Origin of the sequence: Bradyrhizobium nanningense, assembly GCF_004114535.1 — a bacterium.
GTDB lineage: Bacteria > Pseudomonadota > Alphaproteobacteria > Rhizobiales > Xanthobacteraceae > Bradyrhizobium > Bradyrhizobium nanningense.
Genome location: NZ_LBJC01000010.1, coordinates 25,881 through 46,885 on the forward strand (window position 1 = coordinate 25,881; position 21,005 = coordinate 46,885).

Genomic DNA, 21,005 nt, shown 5'->3' on the forward strand with positions numbered 1-21,005 from the left:
ATCCGCAGGGGGGGCGGCTTACGCGTGCGCGTGCCGCCGCCCCGTCTTCGTCTGCGCGGTGATTGCGGCCCTCAGCCCGACACGTCGGGCGCCTGTCGCGCGGGGATGGTCCCCGCCTCAACACAGGAGCCGGATCAATGTCTCAAGTCCTCGCATTTGCCAACGGCTAGAACCTCGCCACTACCCTCATGGTCTGCGTCGTCGTCTTTCATTCGGGCACAGCCGCCTACGGCGTCATGCCGTCCGGTGAGTACGATGGCGATCCGCCGCCAACATTCACGAATTCGCCCCCTTTCAACCATGAAGGGTACATCGCTCCGCGAGTTGGACTGCGGAAAGCCAGCGGGATTTTCATTCGCGCTGGCGCCTGCGTACAGCTGCAGTTATACTCATTCCCGCGCCGTGGTGGTGGAAGGCGCGACCGTCAGACCTTTATCTCACGGAGACCACCACCATGATCATCTTTGGACCACTGCTCGTCCTCGTTGGCATCAGTTTCGTCTGCTGGCTATTATTCACACTCGCTGTCTTCGCACTGCCCTTCTTCGTTGCCCTGACGATCGGCACCGGACCTTCCACACTGGCGCCGGAGTGCTCGGTGGCGCAGCAGCAGGGCTCGTGGCGGGCGGTGCCACCATTTGCATTGGCCAACTCGCGCTCGCCTTCCTCCCATGGACTTGGCTTAGACTCCTGATCATCCTCCTCTATGTCGCGCCCGCCACCGTCGCCGGTTACAGCGCCACGCATGGAATCGCCCAGATGGCGATGCCTTCGCCCGTGTGGCAGACGCTTTCTCGGCCGGTACCACGCCTTGGTTCGCTTCGCCGAAATGGCCGCAGACGGACCAGCAAGACAGCGCTTGGCGCGGGGCTGACATCAGTACCGGGGGCGGGCTCGGCAGGACCTAGTCAGGCCGGATATCACGACGGCTTCTAAGCACTACCTGCGATCGATGCGGACGCAGACACAATCAGCATCATGGGACGCTCCAGTTCTTCGGCCAATTGCGGCACCTGCTAGATCTGCTCGCTTGTCGGGGCAAACTCCTCGACTCGCCGAATTTGAAAGCCCGCGCGGGTCAGCGTATTCAGGGTATTGCCAAGCGTCCTGTGGTAGTTCAGACCGCCCTTAGCGAACCAGTCCGTCCGACGTTCACCCTCGACGAATATCGATTGACCGGCCAAGTTTTGCCGCCCTCCTCATTGGAAATCCAGTGCGCATGCGCCGCATGCCTTGAGGATCGGATGCTCAATCGTAAAGACAAAATGGCCGTCAGGAACCGGTGCTTTGCGGATCACATGCACGAGGCGGCCAAATTCCTGAATATAGTGAAAGGTCAGCGCGCTATAGGCGAGGTCGAAAGCCGTCTCAGGTAGGTCCAGCGTGTCGAGATCGGCGAAGCGATACTCGATGGCCGTATCCGCTGTGTCTCTCCTGGCACGCTCGATCATGCTTTGCGACAGACCCAGAACCGAGGCCGCGCCCTGCTCGCGCATCCAGCGCGAGGCCCGGCCGAAGCCACATCCCAGATCGACGACACGTTTCCCGCCCAGATCGGGCAGCATAGCCCGGATCGCGGGCCGTTCAGGGGCGCCGTCCAGCCCATGCACCTGTCGGGGCAACTGGCTCTAGCCAGCGAAGAAATCGGGATCGTCGTAAATATTCTGCGCCATGTCTGCCTGCTACTCGGCTTTCGCTCTGCCCCGGACGGTTCCTGCAGATCAAACAGAATTGTCGCGGTGGGCTGCGAGGCGTCATGATCCTACTCAAATCAAGCTACACAAAAGACATCTTGAATCGGCCGGACTTCTCGCGCCGAAAACGAAAAACCCCGGCATGAAAGCCGGGGCTCCCGTGGTGCCGCGGCGTACATCCGGCCGCGACAACCAAGCGACAGTTAGCACGCGGTTTTCGAACAAAATGTGACCTTCGCGTCGCCGTTCTTGAATATCGGCCGATTTCAAGGTGCTTGTACTTCGCACGACGATAACGCCGGGCATTGTATTTCTGTCCAAGACCCACGACCAGGCGAGACAACGTTCCTTGCCACTTCGCGCAGAGACTTGCCGAAGGGTTCGTTGATTGATTTGGACCGATACTTTGTGGAGTGACCCAGAACGTGTAATCGCCGGAGTGACCTGTGAGAGCCTCGTCCCCAACCCGCAGGAGCAAGGATATCGTCTGAAGACTAGAGCGGCGTCAAATGAAGAGTGCTCTCGATGAGACCGCTCGGGAGCACAGATCGATCTCAAATATCTTCGAAGCGACACAGCCCGTTCCAGCACTGTCTTTCCATCTGTTGAGGCAGCAAGGCTTCTGGTAGCCAAAGTGAGACCGGCGCATCGTGCGCTTCGGCCCATGACACCGCGTTAGCCAAGTATTGCTGGGCAGTGGCCGCGCGGCTGTCGGTATTGAGACAATGTCAGAAACTTGGCGATACACGCCGAGACGAAGTGCCTGCAAAGCCTGCGAATTCAATTCGGCACGCGACTTGCTCTCTTTGCGGCATCATCACCAACCACAGTGCGATGGTCTTCGGGACGGATTCGGCGCGTGTCGCTGTTAGCGTCTGCTCCGACCCGACGGTTTGCTGCGGCGATAGCTTATGGATGCTCGGTTATGGACCGAGAAAATGCAGGGGACGTGTTGAATGCGATCTGGAGCTCTTCTTTTGGGGGCCACGACAATTGCGCTCGTCGCAAGTGGTGCCGGCAATGCGGCAGACTTTGAGCCGGAGGTGAAACTGCCCGCGGCGGTGTGGAATTGGTCCGGAGGCTATATTGGTGGACACGTCGGCGGCGGGTACGGCCGAACCTCCTTCAGCAATCCCTACGGTCCGTCAATCTATGGCGGCATCGTCGATACGCCGACGTTCCTCGCAGGTGGCCAGATCGGCTACAATTGGCAGAAGAACGGCTGGGTGTTTGGCGTCGAACTCGATGCCAGCGGTGCTGTCTCAGACGGCACAAATACCTGCCTCGCGTCGTCCGGCTTTGTCGTGAGTGCAAACTGCAAGGCAGGTACGAACGTCTTTGCCACCGCGACCGGTCGTGTCGGTTACACGTTTGGCGCGTCGGGTGGCACGCTGGCCTATCTCAAGGGAGGTGCAGCTTGGCAAAACAATCAGGGCGACGTCATCAATAACTATGAAGGCGGACTCGTGCCACAGGAGAAAACCCATTTCGACTACGGTCGCATCGGTAGCATCATCGGGTTGGGCGTCGAGCAGGCGCTTACGCCCGCATGGTCGGTCACAGCTGAGTATGACTATCTGAATTTCCGCGGCCCGAGTGTCGCGACACCTCCGACGGTGCAGGGTCCGCCGTTCGCAATTGTTCCGGCGAACACAACGAGCCCGTCCAGCAACTATCACATCGGAAAGATTGGATTGAATTACCATTTTGGCGCCGACCCGTGGACGGCGCATTGGTCCTATGTGCCGCAGTACGCGAAGGCTCCAGTCGGCGCGCCGCCGATTGCTTATTCGGATGGTTGGTCGTTCGAAGGCGGATCGCGGCTCTGGCTCAGCCGCGGACGATTCCAATGGGACCACAGTGTAGCGCCCTACTTGCCTCTAGACCCCAGCGTCCTTGTATCGAGGCTCACCTATCATGGCCTTGACGGACTTTCGGGAGAGCTATTTGGCCGTGTCGACAGCCCATGGGGAGTGTTCCTGAAGGGCAACATTGGCCTTGGGCGCTTCGATAGAGGAAACATAAACAATGAAGATTGGCTCGCCGATCGGAAACTCTCCTATATCAACAACGCATCACGGCAACGAAACGGACGGTTCACCTATTTTACCGCAGACTCAGGTTACGATTTCCTGCGCGGCGCCAACTACAAGGTCGGCGGATTTATCGGCTGGACCTACTACGAACAGAGTTCCGACTCCATCGGTTGCACGCAGATTGCCCACCCCCGCTACACTTGTCCGGCGAACCCGGACACTATCATCGGCAGCCAGAATACTCAGTGGAACGCACCTCGTGTCGGCCTAAGCGCCGAAACCATGTTCACTCAGCGCTGGCGCTTAAACACCGATGTCGCCTACCTGCCCTGGACCGATTTCAAAGGGCGTGACCACCATCTCTTGCGCGACAAGACCACCTTCGATGAACAGCGGGGCAATGGTGGCGGCGGCGTCCAGGTTGAAGGCGTGCTGTCCTACTTCTTCACCAAGAACTTCAGCGTCGGCGTCGGCGGGCGCTACTGGGCCATGTGGACCAAAAGGCTGGGCGACTCTTTGTGCAGCAGCAGCGGCTGCATCGGTGATCCGGCCATATTCGCGAAGTACAGCATGGAGCGCTGGGGTACGTTCTTTCAGGCCTCCTATAAGTTTGATTGAAAAGATGACACCTCAAGCCAAGCGCCAGGCGTCTTCAACGCTAAGAAATGGCGCGCATCGAGCTAGGATCATTAGCCATGTCCTTGCCGGTCGCGGGCCTTATGCAGTCCGAGCATTTCGATCTTGAGCGCATGGTTTCGGTAAAACGAGACCATGCACGCTGTGCGGTTCGGTCCATGACATCGCACCCGCAACGTAGCGCTGCGACATGGCGATAGTACGCGCGCCACTGTGTCAGGTAGACGTTTCGACGGCGTCCGGCTGCATACAGAGCCGGCTTCGGATTTGGACAGGGCGATAAGAGGAGTTTCTGCCTGACGGCCGGCAAGATTGTCCCGCGAATCAGGAGGGACGATGAGCAGACGAACCCGCCAGTACCACCGCGCCGGCATTCAAAGCCAAGGTAGTGCTGGCCGCGATCAAGGGCGAGATGACGCTGGCCAAGCTGGTTGAGCATTTCGAGCTGCACCCAGATCACGCAGTGGAAACCCAGCTTCAGGAAGCGGCGGCCGAGGTATTTGGTCCTGGCGGCGGCAACAGACCGAGCGAGCCCGAGGTGGATGTGAAACCGCTGCACGCCAAGATCGTGGAGCTCAGGCTGGAGAGCAGTTTTTTGGAAGGCGCGCTCCGCAAAGCCGGCCTGCTGGGCGCAAAGCGATGATCGACCGGGAGCACGACCTGCCGATCATGAAACACGCGAAGCGTTTTGAAGATCAGCCGTGCCAGTGTCTATTATCTGCCACGTCCTGTACTTTCCGCCGACCTCACGATCATGCGACGGTTCGACCGGCTGAACCTGAGTTTCCTTTCGCCGGTTCTCGAATGTTGCGAGACCTGTTGGCTGCCGAGGGGTGCAAGATCGACCGCCGGCATGTCAAAACGCTAATCCGGCGAATGAGGATAGAGGCGCTCTACCGCCGGCCGCGTACGACCGAGCCCGAACATGGACAGAAGATCTCCTTCAGCAATCCCTACGGTCCGTCAATCTATGGCGGCATCGTCGATACGCCGACGTTCCTCGCAGGTGGCCAGATCGGCTACCATTGGCAGAAGAACGGCTGGTTCTCTGGCGTCGAACTCGATGCCAGCGGTTCTGTCTCCGACGGCACAAACACCTGCCTCGCGTCGTCCGGCTCTGTCGTGAGTGCAAGCCATCGTCTGGTCGCGCTGCCCCCATTTGATGCTGCGCCTCGCGTCCTGCGTGGCTCCGCGGCTCGGCTACAGCGTCGCGCATCACCGGCCTCTTCGGCTCGTCCTCTGAGCATAATAGACTTTGCCTTCGTCTCGAAGAAGCCGAGCAATGGAAGTGGTATGTTCGTTGCTAGAACTACCTAGCATCGCAAACGGAGCAATCGCGGTTGCTGCATAGAGCAGATAACAGCAGACCTCCTCAGCGTTCCCAAGGTCCTCACTTAACGTAACGAGTAACGCACATCTGCTCTGTATGAAGTCCAACATCAGCGGCACAGACCGCCGCAGTAGCCCCGCCGGGGCAACGGCCAGAAGAATGATCTTCAGAACTGTCGAAGAGCTCAAGCTAAATGATCTCGAAGTATCTCCGACGTTCAAAGTCGGTGACCCGATGTTGAACGGCTTCCCATTCCCAACGGCGCGAGCAAGAAAACGCTTCAACAAACCTTTCTCCGAAGACATCACTGGCCGCTGCAGACTGTGCAAAACGAGATGTTGCCTCTGATAGGCTTTGAGGCAGTCTCGCCGACTGACGACACATTTCCGCGCTTGCATCACCAATGATCGAAGCCGGTAGTGGCGGACCTGTCTCGACGCCCAATATTCCCGAACCAAGCGCACATGCGAGCGCGAGATATGGGTTCACGTCTGCGCCAGGCAGCCTATACTCCAGGCGATGGGCAGATGGCTCTCCCGGAATGGCGCGAACCGCGCAGGAGCGGTTGTCAACTCCCCAGCTTGGAGAGATTGGTGCCCAGCAGCCAGGTGCCAGTCTCTTGTAGCTGTTGAAGTTCGGCGCAGCGAGCACACAGAACTCATTCATGTATTCTAGTTGGCCGGCGATGAATTGCCTCATAAGATCGGAGACGTTGCCGAACGCATCACCGTCGTAAAACGCATTTTGACTATCCGAGGACATCGAGATGTGAATATGGCCGGACTGGCCGGGCCATTTCTCGGAAACCTTGGCCATGAATGTAGCCATCATGCCTCGCGTTTGCGCCCAGGCTTTTATCATCGACTTGAATATGGTTGCTCGATCGGCAGCTTCCAGCGCATCACAATGACGAAGTGACGCTTCGACCACGCCAGGTCCCGTTTCAAAGTGTAGTCCGCTGAGAGGTATTCTAGCCTTCTCACAAAGCGACAAGATCTCATCGAACAGCTCATGTTGCGCGATAGAGCGCGCAATCGAGTAGCCGAACGGGCCGCGGGTAAAAGGAGCCCATTCGCCGAACGGCTTTTCTTCGATCGTGTCTGCGCTCTCCTTAAAAAGCATAAATTCAAACTCGAACCCGGCAGTGCAGTCGTATCCGTGGTCAGCAGCCCTTCTTAGGACCTTGCGCAGAACACCGCGGGGGCAGATGTTCTCATGTGCGCCCGTGAACTCCGCGAGGTAGAGATATTGATCGCCGAGATGAGACACCGAACGGCCGGTGCCTGACAGCATACGCAGGTCAGCATCACCGAACGCTGATAGCGGCTTTTGCGTGAAACTGGCCGGAATGACCCGGTCCGTACAATCCCACGCCAGCACCGCTTCAGAGAACTTGATAACTTTATCTCCATCCGAGAGATCTTCCCCTAAGACGTGTTTGCCTCGCAGAACGCCATCGAAGTCGCTTACGCCGACCATCGCCGCGCGGGCTGGATTCGCTCCGGTCGACCTGGGATCAGTTGGCATTAGTCGCGATCCTGCATCACTAAATCGAACACCTGGTCCATCCGCATTGCTCGCAACTTGCGATAGTCATTCTCAAGCTGAGTCAAGTCGCTATTCACGAGATAAACGATGCCTGGTGTCGACGCCAAGTCGATCGTGGGAACTAGCTCTTGACCAATCGGAACGAATGCAATGGCATCCGCGAAGCTCGGGAGCTCGCGAATTGCCTCGAGTCCCGGGTAACCGGCAACGACACCGCCCATATCTGAGATCAGCGAGACGCAAAGTGCGTGAGCCTGTCGCTTGTAAGGCCCGCGCGACCTCATATATTCACCAAAGCCCTTGGGATCTGCGTAGCGCCAGGCCGTCAGGCTCATATGGTTGTGCCCCAACGCCATCGTTCGTGCTTTTGCCGACATGGTCCCTTGAAGCCTCGCTCCGAAGTCCACCAGAACCGGTCCCCGATGATCGACGATGATCTCAGCATGAGCCGGTCCGTCGACGATCTGTAGTGCCTGCAGCGCACGCACCAAGTAGTCGGACAGTTCCTGAACGATTGGTTCGCTGCCTCCCAATAATCTCTCAAGTGAGCAGACCGAAGATGCCCTCTCGACAGGAACCGTGTCATAGGTCCAGGCCTCCGTAACGAAGGCTTCCCCGTCGATCGAGACGGCATTTACGGTATATTGCTGGCCGTTTATTTTCTCTTGCCCAAGGGCAAAACGATTCAACGCTCCGACGCGGTTCGTCTTCCCGACAATTGCGCTCATAGCCCGCTGAATATCAGCATCTGTCGAGCAAAAGAATACATCCTCGGTACCCGTACTGTTCAGAGGCTTGATCACGATCTGATCGAACTTCGCTTCACGCTTCCAGCTCGCGATCTCTACAGGACTGTCGGACACGACTTGTCTGATCGATCGCACGCCTGCAGAGGTCAGCGCGCAAGACAATCGCGCTTTGTCACGCCGAGCAGCGGATAGCGCGGTCCCATTTGATGGTAAACCAAGCCGCTCCGACAAAGAATCGGCGAGTTCAACTCCGGTCTCGCAACCCGCGATAACGAACTCCAATTCCCGGCCATGGAGCGCCTGAAGATGATAATCAACGATGTCGTCATATCCCATGTGCTCGCTGGGGCGAATGAGTTCATCATACAGATCCGCATTGAAATGCGATTGGAATATGGGCGGTATCTGTGCAGCCGACATCACATGCACTGTTCCAATTCCATAGCGCTTGAACTCTTCCGGTAGGTATCGGCCGGTAGAGTATGCGTCTACGATTACACAATTCCGTTCTTTCATGCGGATCTCCGATACTGCAAGTAGATGTTGCCGACAGCGAAAGCCGTAATGAGAGCATTTCCAATGAACGTATGTAGTGAAGGCACGATACGAGAATCGAAGTACTGGAACAGAAAGGTGATGATAGGGGCGGTGGACAGGACCATGTTGACTGTGAAGGGCTCTACGCGACGAATGCCCTGCTGGATCAAGAGCAAAGGAACAATGATCGTCGACAGCCCAATTGCTGCGATCGCAAACCAATGCTGCGAGATCTCAGGCGCGATAGATGAATGATCGACCAGTCCCAGCAGCAAGAGAATCGTTCCATAAAAGCGATGCGCCAGGACTTGTCGGCCAGAAAACCCATGGTCGAACAGAAGTTTGACAAGTATATTTGTAAGGGCCAGCGATAGGCCGGCCACGATTGCCAGGACGATGCCAAAGGACGATCGAGTTCCCCACTCCACGCCTGCGTTGCCGCTGGCCGAGATCCAAATCATGTAGCTCCCGATCGTTGCGATCGTAACGCTCACGACAATATCGGATGCTGGAGGGGCACCCTGGCGCCTGATCAGTACGTTTAGCCACACTGTTGCGGTGGGCCCCAGCGCCACCATGAAGGCGACGACGATCGCAGGTTCAGCGTATTTCAGTCCGATAAATAGGCCGATCCAGCTGATTGCCGTCACGATATTGAGCGCGACGAAGACCAGGAGCGACCATTTCGCCACCGTTGCCTCGCCTCCCTCGTGGCAAGCCAGGAGATTGAACATCAGACAAACCACAGCGAAGGACAGCAGGAGCGCGACGAACACATCCGCTTGCTGAAAATACGACGCCGCATAAACCTCGCCTGCCGCGCTCACGACGACATAGAGCACCACAAATAGAACTCCCAGAGCGAAGCGATTCGTCAATCGCGCAGTATTCCTGAGCCCGCGAGGCGGCGCACGGCCCTCGCAGGACTGGAGGCGTGCATCGGCTCCGAGGGAGTGTCCTTTCGACGTGCACGGACCACGCTTGGTTTGAAATGTCACAGCCCGCCTCTAGTTTTTCTTAGTTCGGTAGTATCGAACACACGCCTCTCCAAATGCCTTGAATAGTTGCTTGCTGAGGAGATCGGTTGAGGCGTGCCATTCGGGGTGCCATTGCACACCGATTTGGAGGGTCGGGGCGCCAATGACTGAAGCCGCCTCGACCAAACCGTCAGGCGCCCACGCCTCCCGGCTCAGCGCCGGGGCAAGCGCCTCGATGCCTTGATTGTGCAGCGAGTTGACTTGCGCTTCGATCGTCCGCGCGATTGGAAAGAGCGCGCCATCGGAACATATCGTGACGCTGTGCGCGGCGTCGTACTGACGGTCTCTTGGACGATCTGGCTTCTCGGCATGCATCGCGCCACTTTCCGGCCTCCACTCCGCAAGCGATGAGCGGAGCGTGCCGCCGAAATAGACGTTGAGTTCCTGAAGCCCACGGCAGATGCCCAGAATAGGCATTCCGAGCGCGATGGCGCTCGCTATAGTTACGGCAGAGAGCCTGTCCCGCGGACGGTCAAGGATCCCAATCTCAACGTCCTGCCGATCAGCCTGCGTCAGGGACGCAGGCGCTCTCAGGACGGCGGGGTCGATGTTGGATTCATCACCTGTCAACACCAAGCCATCGAGCCGGCGCATGATCGCCGGGGCGACCTCCTCCCCCGCATCCTCGGCGTCGACCGTCGGCAATATGACGCAAGCCACTCCCGCATGACGATTGAGTGCCTGCAAGTACTTGCGCCGCAACCAGTCGCGATGCACACCATCGACCAGAAGACGGTTCGAAGTGACGCCGACCACGGCTCGGGTGCTCTCTGGCCGTAGCAACGTCACGCGACCTGCCCTCGCGCGCGAACCTCGGCAACGGACTGCTCATACAAGCGTCGATTTCGCTCTTTTAACTGAGCTATGACGCTAGGTTGACCTTGAGGTCCCTTGACAAAGAGCCCCCCCCAGGTCGCGGCAACCTTCGCATAGTTCGGATCCTGCATTCGGATTTTCTGAGCTTTACGCAACAGCCAAAACGGGATCCCCGGCGAAAGGTGATGCTCAAGGTGGTACTCATCCAGATTCTGTCCGAGGATGGCCCGCTCGAGGAAATTTCCTTTCCGATTCCTGGTGAGATAGACGTTCTGCGTCTCGGTTTCGCACATAGGTGAGTGCTCGGCTAGCTCGATAAACCATCCGAGGACCTGAAACGTGGTGAGATAGGGCACGATCCAAAACAGGACGACGATATGGAGCAGCCCAACAGCATATGACCCGGCCAGGATGCTGATCCAGAAGAGATAGAAGCCATACTTGTCGATAAGTATGCCTGAGCGGCTCTGATCCTCGACTTCTGTGATCGAAAATCGATTGACCCAAAGATACTTCAGATACGCCACTGTCGCGCCGCCAAAGATCGGCCTCCAGATCATGTTGAAAGCGTACCGCTCCGGAGGCTGCACGTTGTAAACCCCGCTGGCCAGGAAGAACTTCAGGTCGGGATCCTTGTCCGGATCTCCGAGATACGGATGATGCAAATAGACGTGCGAGATCCGGTAGGCCCAGTGGCGCTGGAACAAGGGATAGGAAGCGAACAGAATGCCCAGGACGTAGTTCCAGGTCGTGTTCTTCGCGAGCGTGCGGTGAGCCGCATCATGAGCGATGGTTGTCAATCCGCGCTGATAGGCGCCAATCAGAAGGACGGCGAGCGGGTAGAGCCACCATGAGACTGACACAGTCGCGAGCGTACACGCTGTGATGACAGCGTAATCTTTGGCAATATAAGCCGCTCCCGTTATGTTGTCGGGCCTCAGCTCGGATAGCTGCCTATTGATTTCTCGGCTGAATTGAACGGCCTCGTAGCGTGATGACCTCAATTTCCAAGCGTCTGCCTGATTCATGAGAACCTCCTCCTGATCGCCTTGCAGGTTGTCAGATTGCGGAAAGCGCCTTGTCCAGATCGCGCAGGATGTCGTTGACATCTTCGATGCCGACGCAAAGCCGGATCGAGCCGCCAAATATGCCGGCGGCTTCGCGCTTTTCCCGCGGGACGGTGGTGTGGGTCGTCGAGACAGGATGGGTCACGAGCGTGCGGGCGTCGCCTACATTCGAAACGTGATACATCAAGTCAACGTTCTGGATGAACTTGCGCCCGGCCAGTTCATCTTCCACTTCGAACATGACCATCGCCCCGTGTCCGTATGCGGTGTCGAGTGTCTGCTCGACGATTTCCCGATCGGCGCCTTCGAAGAGCCCCGGGTAAAAGACGCGACGCACTTTAGGATGCTCCTTGAGAGCGCCGGCGACGATCCTGGCATTTGCGCAGTGCTGCTTCATGCGGAGCGGCAGCGTTTCAAGCCCTTGGATCAGTTGAAAGCTCGCAAACGGGGCGATGGCTGCGCCGGTATCGCGCAACCAGGTCATGCGAGCCTTGAGAAGAAACTCGCTCTTTCCAAGATCGTCGACATCGCACACCGCGTTATGCCAAACAATTCCGCCATGCGCATCGTCGGGACGGTTGAACAAGGGAAAGCGAGAGGCTCCCCGGTAGCTAAACTCGCCGTTGTCAACGATCAGTCCACCAAGCGTCGTGCCGTGGCCGCATATATATTTCGTTGCGGAGTACGTCGTAATGGCAGCGCCAAGATCTGACGGCCGGCATACCAGTGGCGTCGTCGTATTGTCCACGACCAGAGGCACGCCGTACTTTCGGCCGATCTCGGCCAGCTGTTTGACGGGGAGCGGAATCAGACAAGGATTCGAGATCACCTCTCCGAACAGGCATATCGTGCGATCATCAATGGCACGTTCAAACGTCTCGGGCCTTCGAGGATCAGCCGTCCTCACGCTGATCCCAAGACGCTTTAATGTGTTGTGGAGCAGGTTCCAGGTATTGCCATATAGATACGGAGAGGCGACGACATTGTCCCCCACTTCGCCACTTGACAGGTTGACGATAGCAAGGAACGTCGCTGCTTGACCTGACGCAACGGCGAGCGAATCGCTTCCCATATCGACGGCGGCGTAGCGCTTCTCCAGCGCGCGGGTCGTTGGATTGATGATCCTTGTGTAGGTGAACCCATCGGCCTTGACGTTGTAGACGTCAGCGATGTGGTTTAGATCGCCATCGAGTTCATAAGCTGTATTCTGGTAAATCGGCACTGCGACGGCTTTCGTCACCGGGTCTCGCCGATAGCCCGCATGCAGAGCAGCAGTCTCGGCCGAAAACGGCAGCCGCGGGTCCGCAGCCGCTCGAGCCGGCATCTTTACGCGAGCCCCGCATGCCTCATGGCCCGACATGGGCCTTGCTAACCGAGCCTGACCGGACCGGAAATATGTACGAAAGGCGCATCCCAACTGCTCGATCCAGCTGGATTGGATTTCCCCAATGCAACCGACCCGAAAGCTACGCGTCGCAAGATGCAGCTTTGAGTAGATGTATAGGTTGTGGGCCGCCAAATGGCGATAAAGCCCATCGAATCCTGCCTGGTCCACAATTCCCGACGGCGCACTGAACGCGACGCAAACCGGCGACTGCAAGTCCGCGGAAAGGAGCGGAGACACCAGTCCTTCGAGTTCTTTTACGAGATCGCCCCTGACCTTCTCGTACCTGCAGCGCCTGGCATCGATACCCTCCTCGTGCAGAATCTTCAGGGCCTTTGTCGTTGCCTGAACGATGTGGGTGGGAGGGGTCGAGCGCCACTCACCGGTGCGCTCGAGCGAGAGCCACTGATCTCTCACGTCGAGCACAAACGACCTCGGTTCTTGAACGGCATTCTCCAGCAGCTCGCGGGCCGCGATGACAAACGCCACTCCCGGCGGCCCTTCTATGCACTTGTTGCTCGACGTGACCAGGACGTCAGCTCCACGCTGGCTCAGGTCGATATTAAGGGCGCCGAAGGAACTCATCCCATCGACGATGGTCTTTACGCCACGTCGCCTCGCCTCCTCCACGATCTCGTGCAGCGGATTGACGATCCCGGTTGTCGTCTCACAATGCACGAAGCATAGGTGCGTAACGCCAGGATTTCGGTTCAAATACTCGCCGATTTCTTGCGGGTCCAAAGGATCGGTCGCGCGCTTGACAAACTTCAGTGCTTCGATACCCCACAGCCGCAAAATTTGTAGAATGCGCTCGCCATAGATGCCGTTTACGCAGACGAGCGGCCTGTGGGCCCGGGACACGAACGAAGAGAGGGCAGCCTCCATTGCAAAGGAGCCACCCCCTTGAATAGGCACCACCGAATAGTCCTCAGCATTTCCCAGCAAGTTGAGCATCAGCCGCCTCATGCAGGCGGTCACCTCCTTGAACTCGTCATCGCGAGATGCGAGATCAAGCTGCATCTGGCTCCTCACCGCCAGCGATAACGACAATGGACCAGGCGTCAGCAGAGAGCGCTGTCTTGTCAAACCATTACTCCTACATTGTATTCGTTGATGACCTGGAGCACGCCCACCGGGCAGCCCCCGTGGCGCACGCGTCCCCTTCCTCGTCAACAGCTTCGAATGAAGCGCCATTGAGTGCGCTTGGCATCGGCCGCTCGAAAAGGCTGGCGGATGACAAACCTCCAATATTCCATCGCGGATGGAGAGCGATTCCTCACAAAGCTCCCGTCGATGCCCTTCAGATCTTCCAAATAGCCTTTGGCACCGAGCGCTCGGACGCAAACTGGCGCCGAACACGCTATCATCCAACTGCCACGCCATGTGCAGGCTTGGGCGCGGTCGCCTTCTTGCGCTACGCAGCGCCAGTTGGCCGACGATTTACGTGTGAGCCTGCCCAGCCAGGCGCTTTACGCCAGAAAGGAGATGCAGCCGGGATCGTCGCGCCCGGATGATTAGGCATGGCACACTCGATCATCGTCGTTCGCGGCGGAGGTCCAATGCGTTTGTTTGGGACTTGATACATTTGCACTCTGTCGCTCGTTGGAGGATTTGTGACGCTAATGACCGTGTTGGCGATTTCTGAGATCGTACAACTTGACGTTACGGGCGTTTCAACCCTCTCCGGCGTTTTTCTCGCGCGAATTTTTCGTCACGTGCTCCCATTTGGCAGCGACAAGCCGACGCAGGCAGCGGAGTACGGGAGGATCCACAGCGAGGGTTCGCTACTTTGAGAGTTCAATTTGGATCTATCGTAAGCATTCCGCCTGCAAGCGAGATTCCTGCAGCGAAGTGAGGGCTGATCGTTTCGTTTACGGACGATCCTGGCGAAAGCGCCATATGGAAGTACGGAGTTTCTCCTCGGTTCCGGCGAGATCCTCCTGGATGCGGCGCCCGAAAGCTTGCACCTTCTGGCTTAGCTGTTGTGTTACGTCATTGCGCTCGAATGGAGCAGCCTTCGCAGCCTGCGGCCGAGTCCGACCAGAAGCGGTTGAGCGATCTTGGATCGCTGCCCGGTCAGCAAGGATCAGTCGAGACCTTTCGGCGAGCGGCGTGACACAGAACATCTCGTCCTGAATTGCTAGGAGTACGTCAAGCCGAGTCCGGCGCATCTTGAAAGCGATCACTAGGTTGGCAGCATCTCTCGGTACTACACGCAGCTTCGCCGCGAGACGTCTCATCAAGAGATCATGGCGGCAGCCAGCATGCCGTGGTTTACTGCGGCTCCAAACCGTGAGCCGGCGGGCAGGAGTTCCGCGCATCGCCAGCACCCGGTCCGCGCCAGTACCTCGCGGATGAGACACTCTGGTTTGACGCAAGCCGCACTTCCGAGTCGTTCTGCTCTCTTCTCGTCTCCAGGGGCCGCTCGTTGATGCGAGCTCGCGTCCGACGCCGTCTACAGCGCGGTCGAGCACGTTGACGGTTGACCAGAGCGGATTATCAAGAGATCAGTCTTAGTCGCTTGCCAAGGGTTCGGCCGTGCCATGGCCGCCTTCATGGCGACACGATGGAAGGCGGAATGAAGCATGCCCCAAACACGCGGCGGGAGCTCCGTAGCTCAGGATGGCTGATGTTCGCGGCAGCGTTGCCTCGCGACACGAAGGTGCGGAGCGTACGCCGATGGTGTTCGCCCACGAGCGGCGGCCAATAGGAAGTAAGCTTCTCGGACGTTACCATCACCGCGACAGGATGGATCGTGACCGATTGCTCGGTTTAGATTGATCAATATGCCGGGAGTAAGCGCAGGCTCGCCGAATAGCCAGCCCCCCGGAACTCGCGGTACGAGCTTCGTACTGCGCGGAGGTTAAAGCTGGCCGAGTCGCGGCCCCCGGCTCGGCTTTGAACGGAGCTCTGCGTGGCCGCACGCGCAGCAAAAAGTGTCAAGCGAAAATTCAACCTGGCGGAAGACGGACTTCCTCTCTGGCCTTTCTCACCGCGTCGTAAATTTCGACCTGCAGCATGGGACGGCGTCTCTTGAGCTCCTCGGCTTTTGACCATGCTCCATCTTTGCTCGCGTACTCGGTTTTGAATTGACCATCCACCTCGAGCACAAAACCGGAAGCTGGCAGCACACGAGTTGGTGCGACCATTTTGTTCCTTTAGAGCGAAAAGTTCGGTCGCAGGCCCCGCCTCAGAGCCGTATCAGCAGCGTATCCTGCGAATCGATGACGCGGTGCGAGGAACATCTAACCATCAAGAATTGAGCGCGCCATCAAGAAATCCACCACCGCCTTCGCTGAATGCTCTAGGGTCTGCTCCATGGTCCTGACATGAATGTCCGGTGTTGCTGGTGCTTCGTAGCACGCGTCGATTCCCGTGAAGTTCTTGATCTTGCCTGATTTCACCTTTGAGTACAGCCCTTTCGGGTCTCGCCGCGCGCATTCCTCGATCGGCGTATCGACAAAGACTTCTATGAACTCTTCCTTGCCAACCAGGGTGCGTACCCTGTCCCGTTCGGCTCTGGTGGGCGAGATAAGCGAACAGATCACGATCAAGCCGCTGTCTGCCATCAATTTGGCAACTTCACCGACACGACGAATGTTCTCCACGCGATCCGCCTCCGAGAAGCCCAGATCCACACTCAATCCGTGCCGGAGGTTGTCGCCATCCAGCAGCATTGTATGCCGCGACATCGCAAACAGCTTTTGATCAACGAGATTGGCAATCGCCGACTTTCCCGCACCAGACAGGCCGGTAAACCAGATGACGCAGGGCTTCTGATTCTTGAGCGCGGCGCGCTCCCTCCGATCCACAGATAGGCCTTGCCTAGCAATATTGGCAGCCCGCCGTAGCGGAAAGGCAATCATGCCGGCCCCGGCCGTACGATTGGTATAACGATCGATGAAGATAAATGATCCGGTCTTCCGATTGACATCGTAAGGATCGAATACTGCGGGCATTGTGGTCGCAACATTACAGAAAGCGATCTCGTTCAGGGAAACCATCCCGGCGGCCAGATGCTCACAAGTGTTGACGTCGATCCGATGCCTAATTTCGGTAATGCTGCCGGCAATCGTCTGCGATCCGATCCGCAGGACGTAATTGCGTCCCGGAGCGAGCGGCTCCTCGTCCATCCAGATGACATAAGCAGCGAACTGGTCGGCAACCTCCGGTTGATTGTCCGGCCGCGACAGAACGTCGCCACGGCCGATATCGATTTCGTCTTCGAGTGTAATGGTCACCGCATCCCCGGCTTCGGCACCGACAAGGTTGCCACCGTGGGTCACGATCCGTTTGACGCGCGTAGTCCGTCCCGACGCGGCGACGATGATCTCATCCCCCGCCGAGATCTCCCCGGAAGCCACCGTCCCGGCATAGCCCCGAAACTCCGGGTTCGGCCGGTTCACCCATTGTACCGGAAAGCGGAAAGCCTGGCTTGCGGTCCCGGACTGGATGTCAATGCTCTCCAGATATTCAAGCAGGCAGGGGCCATGATACCAGTTGGCGCGCGCAGAGCGGTCTACGACATTGTCGCCGTCGCGGGCCGAGATCGGGATTGGAACGATCGAGGTGAAGCCGAGACCGGCAGCAAAGGCCAGATAGTCACGGGCGATCCGGTCGAAGCACTCCTTGTCGTAGGCGACAAGATCGATCTTGTTAACTGCCAGCACGATATGACGAATACCGAGCAGCGCACAGATAAAAGAGTGGCGGCGCGTCTGAACCATCACGCCTTTGCGTGCATCGATCAGGATAATGGCGAGCTGGGCTTGCGAGGCACCGGTAGCCATATTGCGGGTATACTGCTCGTGGCCAGGAGTGTCGGCCACCATGAAGGAGCGCCGCGGCGTAGAGAAGAAGCGGTAGGCAACATCGATCGTGATGCCCTGCTCCCGTTCGGCCTCGAGCCCGTCCACAAGCAGAGCGAAGTCGATGTTATTCCCGGTGCTACCGTATTTGATGCTGTCGCGTTCCAACGCCGTGATCTGATCGTGGTAGATCATCTTGCTGTCGTGCAGCAATCGGCCGATCAGCGTCGATTTGCCGTCGTCCACCGAGCCACATGTGATGAATCGCAACTGATCCTTCGTCCGGGCCGGGACCGGCTCCATTGTCGGATTTGTTAACATCAAAAGTAGCCTTCCCGCTTCTTCTTCTCCATTGAAGCGGCTTCATCTGTATCAATGAGGCGCCCCTGGCGCTCCGACACAGTCGCAGTTTGCATTTCTGCGACGATACCTTCGATCGTCGTCGCATCGGATTCAATTGCCCCGCTCAAGGGATAACATCCAAGGGTGCGAAAGCGGATCATCCGCATTTCCGGCGTCTCGTCGCAGTTAAGCGGCAATCGCTCGTCGTCAACCATGATCATCGCACCATTTCGATGCACTATCGGTCTCTGTTTTGCGAAGTAGAGCGGAACGACCGGAATTTTCTCGATCATGATGTATTCCCACACCTCAAGCTCGGTCCAGTTTGACATCGCAAACACGCGCATGGTTTCGCCCTGGCGAATCCGTGTGTTGAACAGGCTCCAGAGCTCCGGCCGTTGGTTACGGGGGTCCCATACGTGTCCGGCCGAACGGAAGGAGAGTATCCGTTCTTTTGCGCGACTCCTTTCCTCATCGCGCCGGGCTCCGCCAAAGGCGGCATCAAATCCGTGGAAGTCGAGCGCCTGCTTCAGGGCGTCGGTCTTCATCACCTGGGTATGGAGGGCGGAGCCGGAATCGATCGGATTGATCCCGCGGGCGATGCCGTCCTTGTTGACATGGACGATCAAGTCGAGGCCGAGTCGCCTGGCTGTTGCGTCTCGGAAGCTGATCATCTCGCGGAACTTCCATGTCGTATCGACGTGAAGCAGGGGGAAAGGTATTTTTGCCGGATAGAACGCCTTGATCGCGATGTGCAGCATCACGCTTGAATCTTTTCCGATGGAGTAAAGCATGACGGGCCTTTCGAACTCGGCGACCACATCACGCATGATTTCAATCGATTCCGCCTCGAGACGGCGCAGATGCTTCGGCAGCATATATCTTGTTTTGTACGCATACGACGAAGGCCGCCTGATTGACGCATGCGCGCGGGCGTGGCGAGCTGTATGATAGCGTTGGGTGAAGGTCAGGCGGCTTGCTGATCGTCGGGCTTGCCGGCTTGGCGCAGAAGCTTCCATTCCCAGGGCAGCAGTTCGTGCAGACGCGATGCGGGAAGATCGGCGATGCGGGCGAGGACGTCGGCGAGCCAGGCCTTGGGATCGACGTCGTTGAGACGACAGGTCGTGATCATCGTCAGCATGATGGCGGCACGGTCGGCACCACGCTGGCTGCCGGCGAAGGTCCAGTTGCGCCTTCCCAAGGCGATGCCTCTCAATGCGCGCTCGGCGCAATTGTTGGTCAAGCAGATTCTGCCATCGTCAAGGAAGTGGGCGAAGTCGTCCCAGCGCCTGAGCATGTAATTCATGGGCTTCAGAACCTCGGCAGAGCGCGAGAGGGTTTCTCGCTCGCGCAGCAGCCAGGCGTGCATGTCGTCGAGAAGCGGCTTGCTCTTTTCCTGGCGCACGGCACGCCGCTCGTCGGCGCTGCGACCGTTGATGGCGCGTTCGACCTCGAACAGCCCGTCGAGGCGCCTGACCGCCTCCAGCGCGATCGGGGAGATGGGTTTGCCTTTCTGGCCTTCCCTGGCATTCTTCTCGATATCGGCCAGTTCGAAGAACCCCCGCCGCGCATGAGCGAAGCAAAATGCCGGCGTGATCGGCACCGCTTTCCTTTGCGGATCGAACATCGGCTCGAAGCCGCTGTAGCAATCGGCTTGCAGGATGCCGGCAAAGGCCGCCAGATGCCTCTGCGGGTGTTCGCCTCGTCGGTCGCTCGAGGCGTAATAGACCGCCGCCGGCGGCGCAGAGCCGGCAAAGGGCCGGTCATCCCGTACATAAGTCCAGATCCGCCCGGTCGTACACTTGCCCTTCGCCAGGATCCGGATGGTGGTGTCGTCGCCATGAAGGCGCTCGGCAGCAAGCGCATGACGTTCGATCAAGTGGAAGAGCGGCATGACGGCGAAGGTCCCGTGGCCGACCTGATCCGCCAGCGTCGACAGCGGCAGGTCGATCCTCTCGGCCTTAAAGCGCGCACTCTGGCGATTGAGCGGGATGTGCATACCGAACTTGTCGAACAGGATCGTCGCCAGCAATTGCGGGCCGATGAAGCCGCGTGGCGTGGCATGGAACGGCGCCGGCGGCTGGCTGATCTTCTCGCAATCGCGGCAGGTGAACTTCTCGCGCACTGTCTCGATGACCTTGAAGCGACGCGGGATCTCCTCCAGCGTCTCGGTCACATCCTCGCCGATCTTCGCCAGTCGCGATCCGCCGCAGCAGGCGCAGCTCGTCGGAGCGTCAATGACGACGCGCTCGTGTTCGATGTCGTCCGGCCAGGGCTTGCGCACTGGTCGCTTGCGCGTGAAGGGGCGGACGTTCTGCGTCTTCGCCGCCGCGGCCTGCGCGGCAAGCTCATCCTCGCTCGCCGTGGTGGCAAGTTCTTCGAGCTCCAATTCCAACTGCTCGATTAGACGCGCCGTGCGCTCGGAGCGCTGCCCGTACAGTTCGCGTTTGAGCTTCTCGATCCGCAGCTCGAGATGCGCGATCAGCGCCTCGTTATCCGACAGCTCCGCTCGCGCACTGGCAGCCATCGCCTCAGCTCGCAGCCGCGCCTCACGCTCGGCCTGCAGCGCTGCCAGGGCACTGACAAGGTCCGATGGAAGGTCGTCCGGCTTCGATATCATGAAGCTATTGAATCAGATCAAGCAGCAGATTCAAACCGTAAAACGACTATCCGACCCGCGTCGGACGCTGGGTTTCTTGAGGGTTGCGCCAATCGATTCCGGACAACAGGTAGCTCATCTGCGCCGGTGAGATCGTTACTGCTTCGCCGGCAACCGATGGCCAGATGAACCTTCCTCTCTCGAGTCTCTTGGTGAACAGGCATGCTCCCTGGCCATCGTGCCAGATCACCTTCACAAGATCGCTTCGGCGACCGCGGAAGACGAACAGATGACCGCTGAACGGTTATGTTGCACGCAGCATAACCGCTCTTATGTGTCGGACGAGATTATGTGGCGGAGGCGCCCTAACGCCAGCCAGGGCCGGCCACCCAGGGTCTCTCCGCCACATAATAATCAGATGT

At 58.3% G+C, this 21,005-nt stretch carries 11 protein-coding genes and 3 pseudogenes; 3 read left to right on the forward strand and 11 right to left on the reverse strand.

Going from position 1 to position 21,005, the window contains the following annotated elements:
* The first annotated feature begins 454 nt into the window (after positions 1–454).
* Positions 455–694 carry a hypothetical protein gene (locus XH84_RS41800; protein WP_430641873.1) on the forward strand — a complete coding sequence of 80 codons (240 nt, stop codon included), beginning with the start codon at positions 455–457 and terminating at the stop codon, positions 692–694.
* 238 nt (positions 695–932) lie between these two features.
* Here the strand turns inward: XH84_RS41800 and XH84_RS06995 are convergent.
* Positions 933–1,622: pseudogene (locus XH84_RS06995) on the reverse strand (class I SAM-dependent methyltransferase).
* 1,028 nt (positions 1,623–2,650) lie between these two features.
* Between XH84_RS06995 and XH84_RS07005 the strand changes: the two are divergent.
* Positions 2,651–4,348 (forward strand): outer membrane beta-barrel protein, encoded by a 1,698-nt coding sequence (locus tag XH84_RS07005; RefSeq protein WP_245471640.1) that lies wholly within the window; start codon positions 2,651–2,653, stop codon positions 4,346–4,348.
* Positions 4,349–4,702: 354 nt separating this feature from the next.
* Positions 4,703–5,305: pseudogene (locus XH84_RS40325) on the forward strand (IS3 family transposase); the annotation flags it as partial.
* Positions 5,306–5,885: 580 nt separating this feature from the next.
* Here the strand turns inward: XH84_RS40325 and XH84_RS07015 are convergent.
* The 10 genes and pseudogenes from XH84_RS07015 to tnpB form a co-directional block, all read right to left on the reverse strand.
* Positions 5,886–7,223 (reverse strand): glutamine synthetase family protein, encoded by a 1,338-nt coding sequence (locus XH84_RS07015; RefSeq protein WP_128948116.1) that lies wholly within the window; start codon positions 7,221–7,223, stop codon positions 5,886–5,888.
* Positions 7,223–8,509, reverse strand: coding sequence for an ATP-grasp domain-containing protein (locus XH84_RS07020; protein ID WP_128948117.1), 1,287 nt, complete (start codon positions 8,507–8,509; stop codon positions 7,223–7,225). The genes XH84_RS07015 and XH84_RS07020 overlap by 1 nt, the downstream gene beginning before the upstream one ends.
* Positions 8,506–9,408, reverse strand: a complete 903-nt coding sequence (locus tag XH84_RS07025) for a DMT family transporter (protein ID WP_128948118.1) — start codon at positions 9,406–9,408, stop codon at positions 8,506–8,508. Before XH84_RS07025 ends, XH84_RS07020 begins: the two co-directional genes overlap by 4 nt.
* Before the next feature lie 129 nt (positions 9,409–9,537).
* Positions 9,538–10,323 (reverse strand): gamma-glutamyl-gamma-aminobutyrate hydrolase family protein, encoded by a 786-nt coding sequence (locus XH84_RS07030; RefSeq protein ID WP_245471641.1) that lies wholly within the window; start codon positions 10,321–10,323, stop codon positions 9,538–9,540.
* Positions 10,324–10,352: 29 nt separating this feature from the next.
* Positions 10,353–11,411 carry a dhydrorhizobitoxine desaturase gene (gene rtxC / locus XH84_RS07035; protein WP_128948120.1) on the reverse strand — a complete coding sequence of 353 codons (1,059 nt, stop codon included), beginning with the start codon at positions 11,409–11,411 and terminating at the stop codon, positions 10,353–10,355.
* A 31-nt stretch (positions 11,412–11,442) separates the two neighbouring features.
* Positions 11,443–13,854 (reverse strand): 2-aminoethylphosphonate--pyruvate transaminase, encoded by a 2,412-nt coding sequence (locus tag XH84_RS41595; protein WP_430641874.1) that lies wholly within the window; start codon positions 13,852–13,854, stop codon positions 11,443–11,445.
* A 2,225-nt stretch (positions 13,855–16,079) separates the two neighbouring features.
* The gene (cysN, locus tag XH84_RS07055) at positions 16,080–17,963 is read right to left on the reverse strand and encodes a sulfate adenylyltransferase subunit CysN (RefSeq protein WP_128948122.1); all 1,884 of its coding nucleotides are present in this window, start codon (positions 17,961–17,963) and stop codon (positions 16,080–16,082) included.
* The gene (gene cysD, locus XH84_RS07060) at positions 17,963–18,862 is read right to left on the reverse strand and encodes a sulfate adenylyltransferase subunit CysD (protein ID WP_128948123.1); all 900 of its coding nucleotides are present in this window, start codon (positions 18,860–18,862) and stop codon (positions 17,963–17,965) included. Before cysD ends, cysN begins: the two co-directional genes overlap by 1 nt.
* Positions 18,863–18,951: 89 nt before the next feature.
* Positions 18,952–20,604, reverse strand: coding sequence for an IS66 family transposase (tnpC, locus tag XH84_RS07065; RefSeq protein ID WP_128948124.1), 1,653 nt, complete (start codon positions 20,602–20,604; stop codon positions 18,952–18,954).
* A 46-nt stretch (positions 20,605–20,650) separates the two neighbouring features.
* Positions 20,651–20,875 (reverse strand): annotated as a pseudogene (gene tnpB / locus XH84_RS39555) (IS66 family insertion sequence element accessory protein TnpB); the annotation flags it as partial.
* Between the last annotated feature and the right edge of the window lie 130 nt (positions 20,876–21,005).